Origin of the sequence: Salicibibacter cibi, from assembly GCF_016495865.1 — a bacterium.
Classification (GTDB): Bacteria; Bacillota; Bacilli; order Bacillales; family Marinococcaceae; genus Salicibibacter; species Salicibibacter cibi.
The window spans coordinates 2,037,840-2,058,873 of sequence record NZ_CP054706.1 but is presented as its reverse complement, the minus strand read 5'-3'; the positions used below and the strand labels follow the sequence as shown (position 1 = coordinate 2,058,873).

The following is a 21,034-nucleotide window of genomic DNA, read 5'->3' as shown; positions in this document are numbered from 1 at the left end:
TTTGAAACCGGTTTCGAAGTGAAACCGGTTTTTTCTCCCCATAATACATTTATAAATCAAATCATACATAGATGATTTTCCGGGTGTGTGAATCCTCCTTAAAACGCTCATGAAAAATGGCATGGATTTTGCATTTATAATGATGAGAACTTTAAAGGAGGAAAACCTCATGAATTTTAATATCAGCGAAGAAAATGAACAGATGCGCGTGATGGTAAAAAACTTTGTGGAAAACGAAGTGGAACCATATGCGCAACAAATTGAAGAAGAGGATGCGATTCCCGGGAATCTTATCGATAAGGCTAAGGAGCTAGGGCTTTTTGGTTTAAGTATTCCGGAAGAATACGGAGGCATCGGCCTCGATACCGTCGGGAAGTGCATTGTGTATGAGCAGTTGGGACGTACGCATAATGGCTATGTTTCTCTTATTGGCGCCCATACCGGCATCGGCAGTACCGGACTCGTTAGATTGGCTTCGGAAGAGCTCAAACAAAAGTATCTGCCTGACATGGCAGCCGGAAGAAAGATTGGTTGTTTTGCCCTTTCCGAACCGGGAGCAGGGTCTGATGCGACCAATCTTGGCACGACAGCGGAGAAAAAGGGAGATAAATGGTTTGTAAACGGCACTAAGCATTTCATCACGAATGCGCCGATCGCCGATGTTTTCACCGTCTTCGCTCTCACCGACAGAGAAAAGGGAGCAAAAGGCGGCATTACGGCATTTCTGATCGAAAAGGATTTTCCGGGAATCAAGGTCGGTAAACCGGATAAGAAAATGGGGCTCAAAGGTTCCCATACGAGTCAAGTTATCTTCGATAATTGTGAAGTCCCTGATGAAAATGTCATCGGTGAAGTCGGGATGGGATACGTGTCCGCGCTCACCATTTTAGGGGAAGGGCGAGTTGGACTGGCTGCCCGTTCCGTTGGGTCATCGAAAAAGTTGATTGACCTTTCCATGGAATATGCGGAAGAAAGGAAACAATTTGGGAAACCAATCTCCAAGCAGCAAGCGATCCAATGGATGCTCGCCGATATGGAAACGGAAACGGAAGCGGCCAAAACGATGACCTACCGGGCAGCATGGTTGATCGACCAAGGCGAAAAAGCGATTAAAGAAAGCTCAATGGCCAAGCTTTTTGCAACGGAGACCTATAATAAGGTTGCCGATAAGGCGGTACAAATCCATGGTGGAATGGGTTACATGGCCGAGTACCCTGCCGAACGTTTTTATCGTGATGCCAGAATCACGAAAATCTATGAAGGCACCAATGAGATTCAAAGACTCATTATCTCTAAAAATATGTTGAAAGGCTCGTGAGGGTATGGAACGTATATGGCTCGAAAATTATCCCGAAAATGCTCCGGCGGATATCGAGGTTCCGAACCTTTCCATATATGATTTTCTGGAAAGAACAGCAGAAGATTACGGTGACGTTCTCGCGGTCATCGATGGTGAGCTAAGCTACACTTATGAAGAATTGAGGGACGAGGTCCGGCGCTTCGCCTCCTCTCTCTCCGATTTAGGGCTCCGAAAAGGGGACCGTGTCGCTTTAATGCTGCCGAACGGTGTGGAATATATTGTGAGTTACTTTGCGATCCAGCGTCTCGGCGGTATCGTCGTCCAAGTGAACCCGATGTATCAGGTGGGGGAACTGGAGCATATATTCCGGCAAACAGAGCCGCTGATCTTCATCGGGGAAGCGAAACAAAAAGAAAAAGTGCAATCGATTAAGTCGCCGACTTTCGGCATCTATCATGGCCGCCCACAACTAGACGAAAATGAATATGATTTACATGACCTCTTTGATCAAGGCAATTCTGGCAGGATCCCGGAAACGGTGATTGATCCCGGGAACGATCCGGCGCTTATTCAATTTACGGGTGGAACGACCGGTTCACCTAAGGGGGCGGTTCTTTCCCATTACAATCTGGTTGGGAATGTTTATCAAACGTTTGCATTCACATCGGATACGCTACAACGACCGGGGGAAATTTTTCTGGGGGCTGCTCCTTTTTACCATGTGTTGGGAATGTCGAGTGTCATCAATCAAGGCGTTTTTGCTGCCGCGACGATCATTTGTATGAAAAAGTGGACGGTAGAAGAGGGCGTTGACATTATTGAGCGTTATCGGCCGACGTATTTTCCCGCTGTTCCAACGATGTACATTGGGTTGTTGCGCTACGCGGAGGACAATCCTATTTCCCTTGATTCCATAAAGGCAATGACGAGTGGCAGCGCCCCGTTGCCTGTCGAAGTCATGCGAAATGTTGAGGAGATGACGGGTGGGGTGATTTCAGAGGCTTACGGATTGTCGGAAACGTCACCGACGACCCATCGAAATCCGTTCAAAGGAAAACGGAAGACGGGAAGTATCGGTCTGCCGTTGCCGAGTACGGAATGCAAAATCGTGGATACTGAAAGTGGAGAAGCCTTGTCCGTCGGGGAACCCGGTGAATTATGGATTAAAGGTCCGCAAGTCATGCTTGGATATTGGGGCCTCAAGGAAGAGACAGATGAACACCTGCAAGATGGCTGGTTCGCCACCGGAGATATCGCTGAAATGGATAGCGAAGGGTATTTTTATATTGTCGGCCGGAAAAAAGAGATGGTGATTGGCAGCGGTTTCAATATTTATCCCAATGAGGTTGAAGGCATCATGTATGAGCATCCGAGCATTGGAGAGATCGTAGTTTATGGTGTTCCCGACCCTTATCGCGGAGAAACATTAAAAGCCTCTATCGTTTTGAAAGAAAGAGAAACGCTTACTGAGGAAGAATTAAAAGCCTGGTGCAAAAAACGAATGGCGAGTTATAAGGTACCAAAAATTATCGAATTTCGCGACTCGATCCCCAAGACGAGCGTAGGGAAAATATTGCGTCGGGAACTTATCCGGGAAACGAAAGATCAACTGGAGAAGGAGAGAAATCAATAATGGGTTCGGTCAACAAAGTTGCGATTATCGGGGCAGGCGCGATGGGGTCTCAAATTGCGGCTGTATGTGCCCTTGCCGGCTGTGATGTTCGCATCCAGGATATTAATGAGCAAAATTTCGGAAACAGTATGGAAGAGATTTGCAAACGGTTGAAACGAAAAGTAGAGAAAGGGAAATTATCTCAGCAAGTCCTGGAGGATCGTTTTGCGCGCCTCATTTTTATGCCAGAAATTGAAAGCGCTGTTGCTGATTGTGATTTTGTCATCGAAGCAGTCACCGAGAATATTGAAACGAAAAGGAATATCTTTCAAGAGATGGATCAATATGCGCCGAAGCACGCGATCCTCGCGACGAACAGTTCCACGATTGTAAGTTCAAAGATTGCGGATGCAACGGATCGTCCTGAACAGGTGTGCAATTTTCACTTTTTCAATCCGGCACTTGTGATGGAACTAATCGAAGTTGTGAAAGGACCTCATACATCAGATAAGACAGCGGAAACGGCAATGGAATTTGCAAGAAATTTAAACAAAACACCGATTCTGCTACAAAAGGAAATCAGCGGTTTCGTGGCAAACCGCATGCTTGGAAGCTTGATGGACGAAGCCTTGGATTTATACGAAAGAGGCGTCGCAAGCCATGAGGAAATCGATCTTGCCTGTACAAAGGCTCTTAATCATCCGATCGGGCCTTTTCAACTCATCGATTTAACCGGGATTGACGTGCATTATCATGTGCGAATGCAGCGCTATGAAGAATCTGGTGATGAATCCCAAAAACCGGCAGAAGCGGTAAGAAAAAAATATGAAGCCGGAGAGCTTGGACGGAAAACCGGCAAAGGGTTTTATACGTATGTTTGAAAGTGAAATGAAGAAAGGAACGTCAAAAATGAATTTGGAATTGATTCAATTAAATGTTGATAACCGGTGGGCGACGATCACGATCAACCGGCCGGATGTGCGCAACGCATTGAACGCACAAGTGTTGGAAGAAATGGAAACTGTGCTCGATGACGTGGACAGGCGTGCTGACGTAGACGGCGTTATTTTCACAGGAGCAGGTGAGAAGGCATTCGCGGCTGGGGCGGATATCAAACAGCTTCGGGACAAGGAAGCGCTCGATGCACTCTCGCCGGGCATGCAAGCGGTGTATGACAAACTGGCAGACTTTGAAAAGCCAACAATCGCCATGATCAACGGAGTTGCGGCCGGGGGCGGGTGCGAGCTGGCATTGGCCTGTGATATTCGGGTGGCGAGCACGAAAGCGAAAATCGGGCTGCCTGAATTGAACTTAGGGATTATTCCGGGGGCCGGCGGCACGCAGCGTTTAACCCGGCTCGTCGGGAAAGGGAAAGCGGTTGAAATGATTTTACGCGGCAAATTGATCGAGGCCGACGAGGCTCATCGAATTGGCCTTGTGAATGATGTGGCCGATCCGGAAGCGCTTGAGGAAAACGTGCGGGCGATCACCGCTGATATCTCCGCGAAAGGGCCACTCGCCGTTCGGCTTGCGAAGATGGTCGTGACCCGGGGTGCGGATTCGAATCTTGAAAGCGCTCAATTATTGGAAAAACTGGCGCAAGCAGTCGCTTTCCAATCCGATGATAAATATGAAGGAACGAGTGCTTTTTTGGAGAAAAGAAAGGCTGATTTTCGAGGAAAATAGAAAGGGTGAAACCATTTGAAGGTTGAAAATAAGGAGATTGTGATCGTAAGCGCTGTGCGAACCGCCGTTGGACGCGCGGGGGGTTCGCTAAGGAATGTCGATAGCGGCCACCTTGGCAGTATAGTGATTCAAGAAGCGGTGTCTCGAGCAGGGATCGAAAAAGCAGATGTAGATGAAGTCATTCTTGGGGAAGTCCGGCAAACGACAGCGTCGTCGAATGTGGCCCGGGTCGCCGCTTTGCGCGCGGGCATTCCGGAGAGCAAACCGGCGTTTACCGTCAATCGCCTATGCGCTTCCAGCATGCAGGCGATTGGGTCCGGTGTCCAACAAATTTTGTTCGGGCAGGCGGATGTCGTCGTTGCCGGCGGGACGGAAAACATGAGCCAGGCGCCCATGTATCTGCGTAACACCCGTTATGGCGAAGGGATACAGAAGCTTGTGGACTCCAATCTGGAAGCCGGACAACAGCCGATGGACATTTATGGGGACAAACTTGGCATGGGGGCGACCGCGGAAAATGTGGCGGAGCGCTATGAAATTAGTCGTGAAGACCAAGACGCTTTTGCATTTGAAAGCCAAGAGAGGGCGCAGCGCGCGCTTGAAAACGAGACGTTTGCAGAAGAAATTGTACCTGTGGAAGTGAAGGAACGGAAGCGTTCGTTTCCGTTTTCCGCCGATGAGCACCCGCGGGAGACTTCCCCGGAGAAGCTTGCGTCTTTGAAACCGGCATTTAAAGCGGATGGCTCGGTGACGGCAGGGAACGCTTGCGGGCGCAATGACGGCGCATCCGCCCTCGTCTTGATGACGAAAGAAAAGGCAGAGACGCTCGGGGTAACGCCGATGGCGACGATTGTAGACTGGACGGCTGTAGGCGTCGACCCGGAAGTGATGGGCATCGGTCCCGTGCCGGCAGTGGAAGAGCTTTTGGATAGAACAGGGAAGCAAAAAGAAGACATCGAGGCATGGGAACTGAATGAAGCGTTTGCCTCCCAGTCATTGGCGGTCATCCGTGAACTTGGCATTCCGGAGAAGGATGTCAATCGAAACGGCGGCGCCATCGCGTTGGGGCACCCGCTTGGCGCCACAGGCGCGCGGATTACGACATCGCTCCTTTACGAAATGAAACGAAAAAATGAACGGTTCGGCGTCGCGACCTTATGTGTCGGCGGCGGCCAAGGCATGGCTTTAATGCTGGAAAGGAATAAGAGGTGAGTGTGTTGCAACAAATTAGTGTCGTGGGAGCCGGGACGATGGGCAGGGGCATCGCTTATACCGCTGCTTTGAGTGGCTTCCGGGTGAAACTTCATGATGTCGATGAATCCAATCTTGAGCAGGGAAGGGCATCGATTGAGGAATTATTGCAAAAAAGCACGGATAAAGGCTTTATTGATGGCGGTCAGGCGGAAGCGGCGAAGCAACAAATAGATTATGAAAATGATCTGCGAGAAGCTGTGCGCGAGGCAGATGTCGTCATTGAAGCAGTGTTGGAAGAAATCCCGTTAAAGGTGAAGATTTTCCGGCAGCTTGATGAGCATTGCCCGGACCATACCGTTTTGGCGACAAATACATCCACGCTCAGCCCGACCGAGATCGGCGCGGCGACGAATCGCCCGGAGAAAGTGGTTGCCATGCATTTTTTCAATCCGGTTCATAAAATGAAGCTGATTGAGATGATCAAGGGGTTGGATACTTCGGAAGAAACGGTGCGGATTGTGCAGGATCTCGGGGAAAAAATGAACAAGGAAACGGTGGAAGTCAATGAATTTCCGGGATTTGTGACGAGCCGTATGAACTGCCTGATCGGAAACGAGGCGATGAACATGTACATGGAAGGCGTCGCTTCAGCCGAAGATATCGACAAAGCGCTTAAACTGGGCTTGAATCACCCAATGGGCCCGTTGGAACTGGCAGACCTCGTCGGTCTTGATAGCCGCCTTCGGAACATGAATTATTTGTATGAAACACTTGGCGAAAAATACCGGCCTTGTCCGCTCCTCATCAAGTATGTGAAAGCCGGAAAATTGGGCCGGAAATCCGGGGAAGGGTTTTATAAATACCGCTAGGCGCTTGCGCTAAAAAATGAGCATAAAACGTACACGGGATTAATGCAGGTGAAGGGCAAGTATCATGAGCTAATCGTGAGTTTGGTTCAGGCGTTGGATGGGTGAGTGGGGCGTCTGAGCCGCGGGAGAACTCGATAATGGGTATCCAACTGATCTCGTTGGAACGCGAATTGCGGTGCACCGTCTGAAAAAGTGTTCCAACCAGGTCCGTTGGAGGGTGAATCGAGGTGTAACGCCCCAAAAAGTGCTCCAGCCGAGTGCGTTGGGAGGTGAATCGGGTAGACCTGTTGTAAAAAGTGTTCCAACCGGGCTCATTGGAACGCGAATTGCGGTGCACCGTCTGAAAAAGTGTTCTAACCGAATCCTTCTAGCCATAGTATGAACCTTTCCCATGACTAAAACGTCTAAAATTTTTCGATAGGACCCGTTTGACTTTGCTTGCTGAACCTTTAACCCCACACCATTCGTAAATCGTGTTGGTTGTAATTTTTGCGTTTGGAAATAGAAATGTAAATGCCTCGACATTGCGCATAATCGCGGCTTCGTTTGACTCTTGGTTTCCGCACGAGGAACATATCCATTTTCGCTCTTTTTCACTCATGAATGTCCCGCATGTGACACAAATGACACCCTTTTTCAACGTTTGATAGTCGTAGTCCGGCCACCGAGTATGCGGTGAATGATCCAAGTGCAATGAAACCAATCGTTCGACAAGTATTTCATGTTTTCGCTCTATTTTCGAAGGTTTGCTGTTCAGTTTTTTCTTAAATCGATTGAGTTGGCTGGAAAAAATGATAGGAAACTGTGGAGGAGCATTATACAAAATGAATTCAGGGTGGATAAAAACAAGGGAGGGCTCGATAGGAGTGGTTGTGCCAAGTTTTCGCAGCAATTGACGAAGGAGAAAGTCACTCCGCTGCAACTGAAGGAGGGGGCTCTTGATTTCAGCGCCTGACATGAAGTGCCATTTTTCTCCATTAATATAATAATCACCGGCGTGATTTTTTACATTAAAGAGATAGATTTGCCAAGAAAAAATAAGAAGGGTATCAATTTGAAATAATTCCCCTTTATGTTCGAGCAACAAGCCTTTTATTAAAAGGTGATCGGTCGATAGATTTTGCTCGATCCAACGGTCAAATGTTATCTCACCTTCAAAACCTTTTTGAGCATTGGTGTATTGTCGTTTTTCTTCCGGGGAGAGATGCATTCGTCCTTCCAAAAATCTGAAATATTTTAATTCAAGGGGTTCTTGTCGTTCCTTACGATTCATTACTCATCTCCTTTCGGCTCATTATTTTAATCATACGAGAAACAATCAGGAAAAACAAGAATATACTCGAATCTTTCCCTTTATTCTTTTCCAAAAGACTGGTATCATAAAAAATGTGTGTAAAGGTATTGGACAGGTGATATTCATCGCTCCTTTATCGCATGATCGAATTGATAAGTACTCATAGGAAGGATGGACAGAACATGAATATTCATGAGTACCAGAGCAAAGATCTCCTCAGACAGTACGGCGTCGCTGTGCCGACGGGGTATGAGGCTTTCTCTGTGGAAGAAGCCGTCGAAAAAGCCCGTTCATTAAAAACGGACGTGCGCGTCGTGAAGGCGCAAATTCATGCCGGCGGCCGTGGCAATGCCGGCGGTGTAAAAATAGCGAAGAATGAGGATGAAGTGCGTACATATGCCGAAGAAATTCTCGGCAAAACACTCGTCACTCATCAGACAGGCCCTGAAGGTAAAGAAGTAAAACGATTGCTCGTTGAAGAGGGCTGCGACATTGACCAAGAGTATTACATCGGCTTGGTATTGGACCGTAGCACTTCCCGCGTCGTCTTGATGGGCTCTGAAGAAGGCGGCACCGAAATCGAAGAGGTGGCGGCCGAAACACCTGAAAAAATCTTCAAAGAGTTTATCGATCCGGCGATTGGCTTGCAAGGTTTCCAAGCGCGTCGACTCGCATTTAACATGAACATTCCAAATGATTCCCTCGGAAAAGCGGTTAAGTTTATGAGCGGGCTTTATGACGTGTTTATGGAAAAAGATTGCTCCGTTGCGGAGATCAATCCGCTCGTTACGACAAAAGACGGCGACGTTTTGGCGCTTGATGCGAAACTAAACTTCGACGACAACGCCCTTTATCGCCAAAACGATATCCAGGAACTTCGTGACCTCGATGAAGAGGATCCGAAAGAAATCGAAGCATCCAAGTACGACCTTAGTTACATTGCTTTGGACGGAAATATCGGTTGTATGGTCAACGGCGCAGGTCTTGCCATGTCGACGATGGATATTATTAAGCATAATGGCGGCGAACCGGCGAACTTCCTTGACGTGGGAGGCGGCGCAACGGCAGAGAAAGTGACCGCTGCTTTTAAAATCATCCTCGAAGATGAACAAGTCAAAGGCATCTACGTCAATATTTTCGGCGGAATCATGAAGTGTGATGTCATCGCGGAAGGTGTTGTGACGGCAACAAAAGAAATCGGCCTAACGATGCCGCTCGTTGTCCGTTTGGAAGGCACAAACGTTGGTGAAGGCAAGAAAATACTCGAAGAATCAGGCTTAAACATTACCGCTGCAGATTCTATGGCAGATGGTGCCGAGAAAATCGTAGACTTAGTAAAATAGAAAGGCGGGCACGCTACTATGAGTATCTTAATTAATAAAGATACGAAAGTGATAGTTCAAGGGATTACCGGTTCCACCGGCCTCTTTCATACAAAACAAGCGATCGAATACGGGACTCAAATTGTCGGTGGCGTTACGCCGAAAAAAGGCGGCACCGAAATTGAAGGTGTCCCGGTATTCAACACCGTTTCAGAAGCTGTAGATGCCACAGGAGCCACTGCTTCCGTTATTTACGTTCCACCGGGACTTGCGGCAGATGCCATCTTTGAAGCGGTGGATGCCGAGCTTGATGCCGTCATTTGTATCACGGAAGGAATTCCCGTGATCGACATGTTGAAAGTAAAGCGTTACATGGAAGGGAAAAAGACCCGTTTAATAGGACCGAATTGCCCGGGTGTCATCACGCCGGATGAATGTAAAATTGGTATTATGCCCGGCTATATTCATCAAAAAGGGCACGTTGGTGTCGTTTCCCGCTCCGGGACGCTCACGTATGAAGCGGTGGATCAATTATCCGCGGCCGGCGTCGGACAGTCCACGGCTGTCGGCATTGGCGGCGATCCGGTGAACGGGACCGATTTCATCGATACGTTGAAACTATTCAATGAGGATGACGATACAAAAGCGGTCGTGATGATCGGAGAAATCGGCGGTACGGCAGAAGAAGAAGCAGCCGAATGGGTGCAAGCGAACATGAACAAACCGGTCGTCGGCTTTATCGGCGGCGCCACTGCGCCTCCGGGAAAACGTATGGGTCACGCGGGCGCGATTATTTCCGGCGGCAAAGGCACTGCGGATGAAAAGAAAAAGACAATGGCCGATAACGGCATTTCCATTGCTGAAACCCCGGCGATCATCGGAGAAACGATGATTGAAACGTTGAAAGAAAACAACTTGTATGATGCATGTTTAACGCATGAACCGCGCAATTAATTCTCCGGAAGGCACCTGTCATGAAAAGTGTGACAGGTGTCTTTTTTTTGCTTGACTTCTTTTTCATATGTGCTATAATTGTACACGAACACATGATCTATATCCTTATTGGAAAGGAGACGCTATGTCCTCGTACCGACAACGATTGCTCCACGCCCATCTCGCCCCCGGCATGAGCTGGCGCGCACTGCGCCGCTTGCATGCAGACGACCCCTCATTAGAACGATATGCCGAGCATTCCACCGACACATTAATTAGCCTTACCGGCTGTCGCTCGACGTCGGCTCGCAACTGGCATTCCTATTGGAAAAGCACCTCCGTTGTTGAACTGGAAAAAGAATTGAAAGCGGCCGGAATCATGCCGATCACGAGAGACGATCCTTCCTATCCGTTGCGTCTGGAACAAATGCCCGACCCGCCTTGGGTGATCTATTGTAAAGGAGATATCTCTCTATGCAACAAAGAAACGTTGGCTGTTATTGGCACGCGCCAACCGAGCAATTATGGTGTGCGAGCCACAGAGGAATTGCTCCCCCCGGTCATTCAATCTGGCCGTGTCATCGTAAGCGGCTTGGCCAGAGGCATTGACACCGTCGCCCATAAGCGTGCAATTCTCGCAAACGGTATGACGATCGCTGTGATTGCCGGAGGCTTTTTTCACATTTATCCCCGCGAGAACAAGTCGCTTGCAGAAACATTGGCGAATGACCATTTAATCCTCTCCGAATATCCCCCGGACCGTCGCCCGCAGAAGTGGCATTTCCCGGAACGTAATCGCATTATCAGCGCTCTCAGTGACCGCTTATTCGTCGTGGAAGCCGGCGAACGCTCAGGTACACTGATTACCGTTGATCAAGCGTTGGAGCAAGGGCGCGATGTTTGTGCGCTTCCCGGACCGATTTACAGCAAAACATCCATAGGCACTAACCGTTTGATTGAACAAGGGGCAGCGATTGTCCTGCGTTCCTCGGATCTTTAATCCCCCCTCTGAATTCGAAAAATTCTTCCCCTTTCCAAAAAACTTTGTTTGACAAACATGAAATTGTTGTTTAATAATGAGGAAGGTTTTACATTAAAATTCGAACATGTTCAAAACGCCCTGCAATATAGCCATGAAGCCTTCGCTACAGACAGCAACAACAAATGAAGCGGGCAGAGTGATACACGGCACAGGCTTTTGAGCAACCTTATCTGGGGGGAGGAAACTCTAGAGATGGCAGATTACCTTGTAATCGTTGAATCTCCCGCTAAAGCAAAAACGATAGGAAAGTATTTAGGGAAAAAATATACGGTGAAAGCATCGATGGGACACGTGCGTGATTTACCGAAATCACAAATGGGTGTGGATGTGGAGCAGAAATATAACCCGAAATACATTACGATTCGCGGGAAAGGCCCGGTTTTACAGGAATTGAAACAAGCAGCGAAAAAAGCAAAAAAAGTTTACCTTGCTGCGGACCCCGACCGTGAAGGGGAAGCGATTGCCTGGCATTTGGCATTCAGCTTGGGGATTGATGAAGATACGCCTTGCCGGGTTGTGTTTAATGAAATCACAAAGCCCGCGATTCAGGAAGCATTCAAAAACCCACGCACCATTAATACCGATCTCGTTGATGCCCAACAGGCACGCCGAATTTTAGATCGGCTCGTTGGTTACAACATCAGTCCGTTGCTTTGGAAAAAAGTGAAAAAAGGCTTAAGCGCAGGACGTGTACAATCGATCGCCGTAAAGATGATCAATGATCGGGAGAGAGAAATTCAACAGTTTGAACCTGAAGAGTACTGGAATATAAAAGGAACATTTACGTATGGAAAAGAAACATTTGAAGCCCAATTTTACGGAAAAGGAAACAAAAAAGAGGCTCTGAAGAAAAAAGAAGATGTGGACGAAGTCCTTGGAAAAATAACAGGGAACGATTTTACGATTGCTTCCGTGCAGAAAAAAGAACGGCGTCGCAATCCGGTACAGCCTTTCATCACCTCTTCGCTTCAGCAGGAAGCGGCCCGAAAGCTTAATTTCCGTGCAAAAAAGACGATGATGGTTGCCCAGCAATTGTACGAAGGAATAGAGCTGGGAAAAGAAGGAACTGTAGGTTTAATTACGTATATGCGTACCGATTCCACACGAATTTCCGAAACGGCAAAAGAAGAAGCGCAGACCTATGTTCAAGATAAATATGGAAAGCAATATGTAGGCGGCGACCGCAAGCCAAAGAAACAGGGAGAGAACACCCAAGACGCCCACGAAGCCATCCGTCCAACGACTGTCTCCCGTGAGCCCAAATCAGTCAAAGACTATTTGAGTCGGGATCAGTTAAGACTCTATCGTCTAATTTGGGAACGTATGGTAGCGAGTCGCATGGCACCTGCGATCATGGATACAATGACGGCAGATTTGGAAAATGGCGGAATGATCTTTCGGGCAACGGGATCTAAAATAAAATTTCAAGGATTCATGAAAGTTTATGTGGAAGGAAGCGACGATCGCAAAAAAGAAGAAAGCAAACTTCTTCCCGCGCTCGAAGAAGGGCACACGGCCAAAAAAGAATCGCTGGAACCGACGCAACATTTTACGCAACCGCCGCCCAGATACACGGAAGCACGACTCGTGCGCACGATGGAAGAACTGGGAATCGGCCGGCCTTCCACGTTTGCGCCAACGCTGGACACCATTCAGCGACGCGGGTATGTCTCATTGCAGGACCGTCGTTTCGTACCGACGGAGCTTGGAGAGATTGTCCTTGATCTTATCGTCGAGTTTTTCCCCGAAATCTTAAACGTGAAGTTTACTGCCCAGATGGAATCGGATCTTGACGACGTTGAGGAAGGAAAAGAAAACTGGATCGAGATCATCGACACCTTCTACCAAGGATTTGAGAAACGGTTAAAAGTTGCCGATCGGGAAATGGAAGAAGTCGAGATCAAAGACGAACCGGTAGGGGAAGATTGCGAAAAATGCGGGCATCCCATGGTTTACAAAATGGGAAGGTATGGAAGGTTTATGGCTTGCTCCAATTTTCCCGATTGCAGGAACACAAAGGCCATTCTAAAACCGATCGGTGTAAAATGTCCGCGGTGTAAAGAAGGGAACGTCGTGGAACGAAAAAGCAAAAAACAACGGACATTTTACGGATGCGATCGATATCCGGCGTGTGAGTTCGTGTCTTGGGATAAGCCGATTGCGCGGCCGTGCCCGAAGTGCCAGAGCCTACTCGTCGAGAAAAAAGCCAAAAAAACAGTGCGGGTACAGTGTTCGAATTGCGATTACCGCGAAGAGCCCAATTAGGATAATTGTGTACGATTTAGTGACAATTCTCTTTATAGAAAGGAAAACCCCTTGTCATCAGCAGGGGTTTTCCATATGCTGATGATGGGTGTTCCAGTGACAGTTAATAGGGCACGTTGTATTGCAAACCCATATCAGAATTTTATGAATAAAATCTTGCTTTTACACGATGCAATATGTTAAGCTTTAAATGCTTAACAAAGCGGAAAGCTATGAGGTGAATGCTGATGCATTCTGATACGAAAGATCCTTATTTAGCTTTTTTTCAATATTTGCAGGTTGAAAAAAATGTGACTCCTCATACGATGGCTGCTTACAGACGGCAGTTGAGCGTTTGGCAACATTATACGCATGAGGAATTGCAAGTAGATGTATATGCCGTTGATTATCGCCACATTCGCATGTATTTAACTCATCTGTATGACAAAGGCTTGGCAAGAACGAGTATCGCCCGTGAACTTTCTGTCATTCGGTCGTTTTATCGCTTCTTAAAAAGGGAATCACTAATACGGAACAACCCTGTGTCGTTCACTCGGTTTCCGACTCAAACCAAGCGTTTGCCCCGTTTTCTCTATTGGAACGAACTGGAAACGCTTTTGAGCGTCTGCGAAGGGGAAGATCCGCTAAAACAGCGGGATCTTGCGATCATAGAATTGCTTTACGCAACAGGCATCCGTGCATCGGAATGTTGCGGTTTAGTGCTCGATGATTTGGATTTGGGCACAGAAACTATCCATGTGACCGGGAAAGGCGGAAAAGAGCGCTACATTCCCATTGGAGCTTATGCCCTCGATGCTTTAATGAAGTATTGCGAAGACGGGAGGGACACGTTAGCCAATCACGATGGAGATCGTCCTTCCGCTCTTTTTTTGAATTATAAAGGCGGAACATTAACGGATCGCGGGTTGCGCTACGTGTTAAATAAACGCGTACAAGAAGCGTCACACTCTATGAAAATGTCTCCGCACAGTTTGCGCCATACATTCGCCACCCATCTTTTAAATGAAGGCGCTGATCTTCGCGCGGTTCAAGAATTGCTTGGGCACGAGCATTTATCGACGACCCAGCGCTATACACATGTAACAACCGATCGTTTACGCACGATTTATAATGGGGCGCACCCGCGTGCCTGAAAGGAGTCATTATGGAGTCCACTTTTCACGCAACAACGATTTTTGCCATTCGCCATAATGGCAAAGGCGCAATGGCCGGGGATGGCCAAGTAACGATGGGGCAGGCCGCGGTCATGAAACACAGTGCCAAAAAAATACGTAGAATTTATAACGGGAAGGTGCTTGCGGGATTTGCCGGTTCTGTCGCCGATGCGTTTACTTTATTCGAGAAATTTGAAGGGAAACTGCAAGAATACGGCGGTCAAATGCAGCGGGCGGCCCGTGAGTTGGCAAAAGAGTGGCGCAGCGATAAGGTACTCAGAAAGTTGGAAGCAATGCTGATCGTCATGGATGATCGTCAGTTGCTGCTGATTGCCGGTACGGGGGAAGTCATTGAACCCGATGACGGTCTATTGGCCATTGGCTCCGGTGGTTTCTATGCGCTTGCAGCCGGTCGGGCACTCGCGAGACATTCCGGACTCGAAGCCCGGGATATCGCTGAAGAAGCGCTTAGAACCGCCGGTGAAATCTGCGTATACACCAATGATCAACTCGTGATAGAAGAGATTTAACTTCCCGTATAAATGGGTTACGAAAGGTGATAACTGGTGGAATATGCCAATCATACCCCGCGTCAAATTGTTGAACAGCTCAACCAATACATTGTCGGGCAAAACGAGGCCAAACGTGCGGTTGCGATCGCGCTTCGCAATCGTTATCGCCGCAGTAAAGTTCCTGAGGGCATTCGCGAGGAGATTACACCAAAAAACATTCTTATGATTGGCCCGACAGGCGTAGGAAAGACAGAAATCGCCCGTCGCTTGGCGAAACTCGTCGGTGCTCCTTTTGTCAAAGTGGAAGCAACGAAATTTACGGAAGTAGGTTATGTTGGCCGCGATGTGGAAGCAATGGTACGCGACCTTGTCGATCATGCCGTCCGTATTGTAAAAGCTGAAAAAATGGAAACGGTCAGGCCGCAGGCAGAAAAACAGGCGAATGAACGCTTAGTGAAACTTTTGGCTCCAACGAAGCGAAAAAATCAGCAACAAAAAAATCCCTTTGAAATGCTGTTTCAAGCATCGTCCACTGAAGACGCGGAGGAAGATGCGAACGACAGTGAACCGGAGCAGGAAGAAAACAATCGGGAACGCAGGAAACGCATCGCCCATCAACTCGCCCTCGGCGAATTGGAAGATCACCTCGTCACGGTTGAAGTAGAAGAGCAAAGCCCATCCTTTTCAGATATGTTTCAAGGGACGGGAATGGAACAAACGGGCATGAATATGCAGGAGATGTTCGGAAAAATGATGCCGAACAAAAAGAAAAAACGGCAACTGCCCGTGAAAGAAGCACGAGGTGTTCTCGCAGACGATGAAGCACAAAAACTCGTGGATATGGACGAAGTCAGTCACCAAGCCGTCAAAAAGACGGAACAACTCGGGATGATTTTTATTGATGAAATCGATAAAGTAGCCGGATCACAACAAGGAAGCAGCGCCGATGTTTCCAGGGAAGGTGTCCAGCGCGACATTCTCCCCATCGTAGAAGGAGCATCGGTGACGACAAAACATGGGACGGTACAAACCAATCATATTTTATTTGCGGCAGCCGGTGCGTTCCATATGTCAAAGCCTTCGGACTTAATCCCCGAACTTCAAGGCCGTTTTCCGACACGCGTGGAATTGGAGAATTTGTCGAAAGAAGATTTTATCAGGATTCTTTGCGAACCTGACAATGCCCTCCTCAAGCAATATGCGGCACTTTTGAAAACGGAGGGTATAGATGTAGAATTTTCTGACGAAGCTGTTGACAAGATTGCAGAATTAGCCGAACATGTCAATCGCGAAACGGAAAACATCGGGGCCAGGCGATTGCACACGCTGCTCGAACGATTGCTTGAGGAACTGTCCTTCGAAGCTTCCGACATCACGCTGGAAACAATCACAATAACTGCCCCTTATGTCGAAGAAAAACTCGCGGATGTTGCCGGAAACGAAGACACGAGCCACTTTATTTTGTAATTTAACAATAGGAGGAAATGATTCACAATGGAACTACTAACGAAATCGAGACAAATCAATGATATGCTACAAAAGACGACGGGCCAGCATGTAGATTTTAAAGACATGGCGGAAACGTTAAGTGAAGTGATTGCTGCCAACGTTTTTGTTGTAAGTCGTCGGGGAAAATTGCTCGGTTACTCAATTGAACAAGAGATTGGCCATGAAAAAATCGACCGGATCCTCGAAGAACGACAATTTCCGGAGGAATACACTGCCGGCATCTTCAATGTCAACGAAACCTCGCCAAACCTCGACATTGACAGTGAGCATACCGCTTTTCCGGTAGAGAACCGGGACCTTTTCCGCACCGGGCTTACAACGATCGTTCCGATTATCGGTGGCGGTCAACGTTTGGGAACGTTGATTCTTGCCCGTTTGAACGATCGTTTTAGCGACGATGATTTGGTATTGGCCGAATACGGGGCGACCGTTGTCGGCATGGAAATTCTTCATGAAAAAGCTTCGGAAATCGAAGATGAAGCCCGGAGCAAAGCGGTTGTGCAAATGGCGATCAGTTCACTTTCATACAGTGAATTGGAAGCCGTTGAACACATTTTTGAAGAGTTGGACGGCAAGGAAGGATTGCTCGTCGCCAGTAAAATTGCCGATCGTGTCGGCATCACACGTTCAGTTATCGTAAATGCCCTCCGCAAACTGGAAAGCGCGGGTGTGATTGAATCTCGCTCGTTGGGCATGAAAGGAACGTATATTAAAGTGCTTAACAATAAGTTTCTCGTCGAATTGGAGCGCCTCCGCGACGATTAAAACGGAAAGTAATGACAGTCAGTCTTCCCTTTCATCGAGGGGGACGGGCTGTTTTTTTTGGGAGCTAAGGTTTTCGCCATAAAAACTTGAAGAAAAATCAAGTTTTTATGGCGAAATTTAGCGTGGTGCATGGCTATAAATGGCGTATGGCGACCGAAACGGATCGCTCGAGATTTTTAATAGTCGTCATGAAGGAGTTAGGACGAACGAACGGACGGAACCAATGCCAGATATTTTGGTCACCATGGAAGGCCGAAAGGATAAATAAATAGGATGAAACACCCGATATTACAAAAGCAATATTGGGTGTTTTTTTAGTAGATAATTTGGGCGAAGGCTTTCGCCATAAAAGCTTGGCGAAAAGACAAGTTTATAAAGCAAAAAGGCAGAATAGTTTTCAAGATCATCCGAAACAAGCTTACTAAGCTTTTAGGCCTAAACAACTGTCGCCGGAAATATAATGAGTAAAAAGAACTATATAAAAGAAACAACCCCTTGTTTTTAATAGATAATAGTTACTGTTTTTCGTTTTTTTTCGTTTCTAATAGACAATTATCTTGTCTTTTTTATACAATGGTAAGGACGAATTAAACCCAACGTAAGTATTAAGTACATAAGTATAGGCTTAACGTTTGATTTATTTTTGAACAAGGAGGTGTGTGTGATGGCTTTGTTTTCATCGACCATTGACCAATTGCACAACGGCTTGGACGGCGCCGAACTTCGACAAAATACGACCGCAAACAACATTGCAAATGCAGATACGCCGAACTATAAAGCAAAGAAAGCAAACTTTGAACATATGTTGGATGATGCTAGGCGACAGTTCGACGCCCAAAAGACGGACGGAAGGCATGTCGATTTTTCCGAAGGGGATCGTGAGGCCTATACATCTGTTGATCGCAGCCGAAGTTATAATCATAACGGCAACAGTGTAGATATGGACAAAGAGATGGCGGAGATGGCCAATAATCAAATCTATCAATCGGCGCTCGTTGATCGGATGGACGGACAGTTTGGCAATTTAAAAACCGCTTTGGGAGGTCAGTAACATGGCGTTGTTTGATGGCATGAACGCGACTGCTTCCGCTTTAACCGCGCAACGCCTGCGCATGGACACGGCATCGGGAAATATGGCGAACGCATCGGCGACGAGAGGAGACATGGTTGATGGGGAGTGGGAACCTTACCGGCGAAAAATGGTTACGATGGCGCCTCAGGAAAACCAGCCCTCGTTTGCTTCCCATTTGGAAAACGCGGAAAGGGAAAACACTGAAGGTGTGCAAGTGACCGGCATCGTTGAAGATCAGACGCCTTTTCAAACGATGCATCAACCGGGGCACCCGGATGCGGATGAGGACGGAAATGTCCAACTCCCCAACGTTGATCCCCTGAAAGAGATGGTGGATGTAATGGGGGCAACACGATCATATGAGGCCAACGTAACCGTGTTTGATGCCCATAAAGCCATGAAAATGAACGCCATGGAAATCGGTCGAGGCTAGAAGGGGAAGGAGGAAAGAGAATGCCAATGATACAAGGAAACCCATCCGGGGAGATGCCTTTGTCGCCGTTGTCTCCGCAGGCGGCGCAAAGCCCAACGGAGGACGGTCGAAGCGAACAGGTGCGTACAGATGATGCACAAAATAGCTTTGGAAATAGGTTAAATGAAGCGTTGCAAAATGTACAAAATCATCAGGAAGCATCCGAGGAAAAGACAGGCCAACTGCTGACCGGGGAAGTGGAGAATCTGCATGATGTTTTTATTGCTTCCGAGAAGGCAGGCGTGGCTTTGCAGGCAACGGTAGAAGTGCGGGATAAAGTCATCGATGCTTATGACAGCGTGATGAGAATGACTTTATAGACGTCTGAATTTGGCAGGTAAGAAAGGATAAAACTTTTTTCTGCATAAGTGCAACGAAGGCTTTCGCCATTAAGCTTGGCGATAAGCCAAGTTTTCCAAATGGGAAAGTGAGCGGCAATCAATGAAAGAAAAGATACATATGTACAGCAATAAAGTCCGGGAGTATTGGTCAGGAAGAACGAAAAACCAGCAACTGCTTATCATTGGCGGGGCACTGTTACTCCTCGTATTCATCGTGCTGCTCATCTTTTTTAGTACACGGACGAACTATGCCCCGTTGTACAATGATTTGCCCGTTGAAGAAACCGGCCAGATAAAAGAAACGCTCGACAGCAGGGGTGTCCCTTCGGAGGTAACCGATGATGGCACAGCTATTTTAGTGCCCAGGGAAAGCGTAGATCAACTAAAAGTGGAATTGGCCGCGGAAGGGATTCCGGAAAGTGGTTCTATTGGCTATGAGGATTTTCAGGATCAACTAGGGTTCGGCATGACGGAAAATGAGTTTTCCGTCATGGAAAAAGCGACACTGGAAACGGAACTCGGAAATTTGATGCAGTCGATGGATGGTGTTTCGCAGGCAGACGTTATGGTTACGCTTCCGGAAGAAACGGTATGGGTGAGCGACGAACCGGAAGAATCCAACGCTTCCATCGTTATCACGCTTGCCGCGGGTTATCAGTTGGAACAGGAAAACGTACAGGCACTGTATCATCTTGCTTCAAAAAGCATTCCCCAATTGCCCGTTGAGAACATCACGATTACGGATCAGCAGGCGAATCAATATCATTATGAGGATCAAGGGGCCATCGATGGAACGCAACAAGCCTATGATCAGCAACGAGAGATTAGCCGTACTGTCGAAAGTGACCTGCAACAAAACCTTCAACAGATGTTAGGCACAATGATGGGACAGAACAGTGTGATCGTTTCAGTAACAACGGATATCGACTTCACCCAGGAAACAAGGGAAGAGGAACTGGTGGAACCGGTCGATGAAGAGCAAATGGACGGGATTGAGATCAGTGCAGAATCAATCATCGAAACGTATGAAGGAGAAGAAATTCCCGAAGAAGGCGTTGCCGGAACCGGGGAAGATGACATCGCCAACTATCCCGGTGTTGGCGCCGGCGGGGACGGCGATTACGAAAGAATCGAAGAAAGGGTGAATAACGATGTCAATCGCATTCATCGCCAAATCCAGGAGAGTCCTTACAAGTTAAGGGATTTGGGTATACAAGTTATCGTTGAACCGCCGGACCCGGAAGATATGCTGTCGTTGCCGGCGGAAACCGTCGATAACATTGAAGAGATTCTGGAAACGGTTGTCACTACGAGCATCGATGAAACCTATTTGGAAGACATGGAAGACGGAGAAATCACGGATAAAATTTTTGTTTCCGCCCAGCCGTTTATGGGCAATATGGACACCGGTGAAGAACCGGAATCCGCGGGAATACCGGCATGGGTATACATTTTGGCACTTGGCATGCTGGCGGTGATCGTAGCCATTGTCTTTTTCTTCAGGCGCAATCGTTATGTGATCGAGGATGAAGAAGTGCAGGAATCGCATGTTGCGCTCGAAGACATTCCGGAAGAAGATTATTCGATCGAAGGGGAGCAGCGACAGCGCTTAGAAAGGCTAGCGAGAGAAAAACCGGAGGAATTTTCCAAACTTCTCCGCACGTGGATGTCGGAAGATTAGGGGGGAGCATC

The 21,034-nt window shown here is 47.7% G+C and carries 19 protein-coding genes; 18 read left to right on the top strand and 1 reads right to left on the bottom strand.

Translation table 11 applies throughout. The features are described 5' to 3' along the window. The first annotated feature begins 169 nt into the window (after window positions 1-169). Genes HUG20_RS10465 through HUG20_RS10440 form a run of 6 tightly spaced genes read left to right on the top strand, consistent with a single transcriptional unit; the run spans window position 170 to window position 6,661 of the window. Complete coding sequence (locus HUG20_RS10465) at window positions 170-1,318, top strand: acyl-CoA dehydrogenase family protein (protein ID WP_200084522.1); 1,149 nt, start codon at window positions 170-172, stop codon at window positions 1,316-1,318. Window positions 1,319-1,322: 4 nt separating this feature from the next. Continuing rightward, window positions 1,323-2,933 carry a long-chain-fatty-acid--CoA ligase gene (locus HUG20_RS10460; protein ID WP_200084514.1) on the top strand — a complete coding sequence of 537 codons (1,611 nt, stop codon included), beginning with the start codon at window positions 1,323-1,325 and terminating at the stop codon, window positions 2,931-2,933. Then, entirely contained in the window at window positions 2,933-3,793 is an 861-nt protein-coding gene (locus HUG20_RS10455) for a 3-hydroxyacyl-CoA dehydrogenase family protein (protein WP_200084495.1), read from the top strand. Before HUG20_RS10460 ends, HUG20_RS10455 begins: the two co-directional genes overlap by 1 nt. Continuing rightward, window positions 3,786-4,598 carry an enoyl-CoA hydratase/isomerase family protein gene (locus HUG20_RS10450; RefSeq protein ID WP_343073169.1) on the top strand — a complete coding sequence of 271 codons (813 nt, stop codon included), beginning with the start codon at window positions 3,786-3,788 and terminating at the stop codon, window positions 4,596-4,598. The genes HUG20_RS10455 and HUG20_RS10450 overlap by 8 nt, the downstream gene beginning before the upstream one ends. Window positions 4,599-4,613: 15 nt before the next feature. Next, window positions 4,614-5,810: a thiolase family protein gene (locus tag HUG20_RS10445; protein WP_200084493.1), complete on the top strand. Its 1,197-nt coding sequence runs from the start codon at window positions 4,614-4,616 to the stop codon at window positions 5,808-5,810. A gap of 5 nt (window positions 5,811-5,815) precedes the next feature. Then, entirely contained in the window at window positions 5,816-6,661 is an 846-nt protein-coding gene (locus HUG20_RS10440; protein WP_200084491.1) for a 3-hydroxyacyl-CoA dehydrogenase NAD-binding domain-containing protein, read from the top strand. 367 nt (window positions 6,662-7,028) lie between these two features. Here HUG20_RS10440 and HUG20_RS10435 read toward each other — a convergent pair whose 3' ends face one another. After that, the gene (locus tag HUG20_RS10435; RefSeq protein ID WP_200084489.1) at window positions 7,029-7,934 is read right to left on the bottom strand and encodes a nuclease-related domain-containing protein; all 906 of its coding nucleotides are present in this window, start codon (window positions 7,932-7,934) and stop codon (window positions 7,029-7,031) included. Between the two features lie 203 nt (window positions 7,935-8,137). Between HUG20_RS10435 and sucC the strand changes: the two genes are divergently transcribed. The 12 genes from sucC to fliF all read left to right on the top strand — a co-directional run bounded on the left by sucC (window position 8,138) and on the right by fliF (window position 21,023). Next, window positions 8,138-9,298, top strand: coding sequence for an ADP-forming succinate--CoA ligase subunit beta (sucC, locus tag HUG20_RS10430; protein ID WP_200084487.1), 1,161 nt, complete (start codon window positions 8,138-8,140; stop codon window positions 9,296-9,298). An 18-nt stretch (window positions 9,299-9,316) separates the two neighbouring features. Next, window positions 9,317-10,231 (top strand): succinate--CoA ligase subunit alpha, encoded by a 915-nt coding sequence (gene sucD, locus HUG20_RS10425; protein WP_200084485.1) that lies wholly within the window; start codon window positions 9,317-9,319, stop codon window positions 10,229-10,231. 124 nt (window positions 10,232-10,355) lie between these two features. Next, entirely contained in the window at window positions 10,356-11,210 is an 855-nt protein-coding gene (gene dprA / locus HUG20_RS10420; protein WP_200084483.1) for a DNA-processing protein DprA, read from the top strand. Window positions 11,211-11,444: 234 nt separating this feature from the next. After that, on the top strand, window positions 11,445-13,517 hold the full coding sequence (topA, locus tag HUG20_RS10415) for a type I DNA topoisomerase (protein WP_200084476.1): 2,073 nt from the start codon (window positions 11,445-11,447) through the stop codon (window positions 13,515-13,517). 227 nt (window positions 13,518-13,744) lie between these two features. Then, window positions 13,745-14,650 (top strand): tyrosine recombinase XerC, encoded by a 906-nt coding sequence (xerC, locus tag HUG20_RS10410; RefSeq protein ID WP_200084474.1) that lies wholly within the window; start codon window positions 13,745-13,747, stop codon window positions 14,648-14,650. 11 nt (window positions 14,651-14,661) lie between these two features. Continuing rightward, the gene (gene hslV, locus HUG20_RS10405; protein ID WP_200084472.1) at window positions 14,662-15,201 is read left to right on the top strand and encodes an ATP-dependent protease subunit HslV; all 540 of its coding nucleotides are present in this window, start codon (window positions 14,662-14,664) and stop codon (window positions 15,199-15,201) included. 36 nt (window positions 15,202-15,237) lie between these two features. After that, a complete protein-coding gene (gene hslU, locus HUG20_RS10400) occupies window positions 15,238-16,650 on the top strand; it encodes an ATP-dependent protease ATPase subunit HslU (protein ID WP_200084470.1) in 1,413 nt (470 codons plus the stop codon). A gap of 27 nt (window positions 16,651-16,677) precedes the next feature. Next, on the top strand, window positions 16,678-17,457 hold the full coding sequence (gene codY, locus HUG20_RS10395) for a GTP-sensing pleiotropic transcriptional regulator CodY (RefSeq protein ID WP_200084468.1): 780 nt from the start codon (window positions 16,678-16,680) through the stop codon (window positions 17,455-17,457). Window positions 17,458-18,121: 664 nt separating this feature from the next. After that, complete coding sequence (flgB, locus tag HUG20_RS10390; RefSeq protein ID WP_200084460.1) at window positions 18,122-18,508, top strand: flagellar basal body rod protein FlgB; 387 nt, start codon at window positions 18,122-18,124, stop codon at window positions 18,506-18,508. Between the two features lies 1 nt (window position 18,509). Beyond that, entirely contained in the window at window positions 18,510-18,962 is a 453-nt protein-coding gene (gene flgC, locus HUG20_RS10385) for a flagellar basal body rod protein FlgC (protein ID WP_200084458.1), read from the top strand. Between the two features lie 20 nt (window positions 18,963-18,982). Beyond that, window positions 18,983-19,321: a flagellar hook-basal body complex protein FliE gene (gene fliE / locus HUG20_RS10380; protein ID WP_200084456.1), complete on the top strand. Its 339-nt coding sequence runs from the start codon at window positions 18,983-18,985 to the stop codon at window positions 19,319-19,321. 121 nt (window positions 19,322-19,442) lie between these two features. Next, on the top strand, window positions 19,443-21,023 hold the full coding sequence (gene fliF, locus HUG20_RS10375; protein WP_200084454.1) for a flagellar basal-body MS-ring/collar protein FliF: 1,581 nt from the start codon (window positions 19,443-19,445) through the stop codon (window positions 21,021-21,023). Window positions 21,024-21,034: the final 11 nt, after the last annotated feature.

Excerpts from the sequence above, each read along its gene's own strand:
- sucD (WP_200084485.1), top strand. The coding sequence starts at position 9,317 with ATGAGTATCTTAATTAATAAAGATACGAAAGTGATAGTTCAAGGGATT.
- sucC (WP_200084487.1), top strand. The coding sequence starts at position 8,138 with ATGAATATTCATGAGTACCAGAGCAAAGATCTCCTCAGACAGTACGGC.
- HUG20_RS10450 (WP_343073169.1), top strand. The coding sequence starts at position 3,786 with ATGTTTGAAAGTGAAATGAAGAAAGGAACGTCAAAAATGAATTTGGAA.
- hslV (WP_200084472.1), top strand. The coding sequence starts at position 14,662 with ATGGAGTCCACTTTTCACGCAACAACGATTTTTGCCATTCGCCATAAT.
- dprA (WP_200084483.1), top strand. The coding sequence starts at position 10,356 with ATGTCCTCGTACCGACAACGATTGCTCCACGCCCATCTCGCCCCCGGC.
- HUG20_RS10460 (WP_200084514.1), top strand. The coding sequence starts at position 1,323 with ATGGAACGTATATGGCTCGAAAATTATCCCGAAAATGCTCCGGCGGAT.
- fliE (WP_200084456.1), top strand. The coding sequence starts at position 18,983 with ATGCCAATGATACAAGGAAACCCATCCGGGGAGATGCCTTTGTCGCCG.
- HUG20_RS10465 (WP_200084522.1), top strand. The coding sequence starts at position 170 with ATGAATTTTAATATCAGCGAAGAAAATGAACAGATGCGCGTGATGGTA.
- fliF (WP_200084454.1), top strand. The coding sequence starts at position 19,443 with ATGAAAGAAAAGATACATATGTACAGCAATAAAGTCCGGGAGTATTGG.
- codY (WP_200084468.1), top strand. The coding sequence starts at position 16,678 with ATGGAACTACTAACGAAATCGAGACAAATCAATGATATGCTACAAAAG.
- HUG20_RS10435 (WP_200084489.1), bottom strand. The coding sequence starts at position 7,934 with ATGAATCGTAAGGAACGACAAGAACCCCTTGAATTAAAATATTTCAGA.
- topA (WP_200084476.1), top strand. The coding sequence starts at position 11,445 with ATGGCAGATTACCTTGTAATCGTTGAATCTCCCGCTAAAGCAAAAACG.
- xerC (WP_200084474.1), top strand. The coding sequence starts at position 13,745 with ATGCATTCTGATACGAAAGATCCTTATTTAGCTTTTTTTCAATATTTG.
- flgC (WP_200084458.1), top strand. The coding sequence starts at position 18,510 with ATGGCGTTGTTTGATGGCATGAACGCGACTGCTTCCGCTTTAACCGCG.
- flgB (WP_200084460.1), top strand. The coding sequence starts at position 18,122 with ATGGCTTTGTTTTCATCGACCATTGACCAATTGCACAACGGCTTGGAC.
- HUG20_RS10455 (WP_200084495.1), top strand. The coding sequence starts at position 2,933 with ATGGGTTCGGTCAACAAAGTTGCGATTATCGGGGCAGGCGCGATGGGG.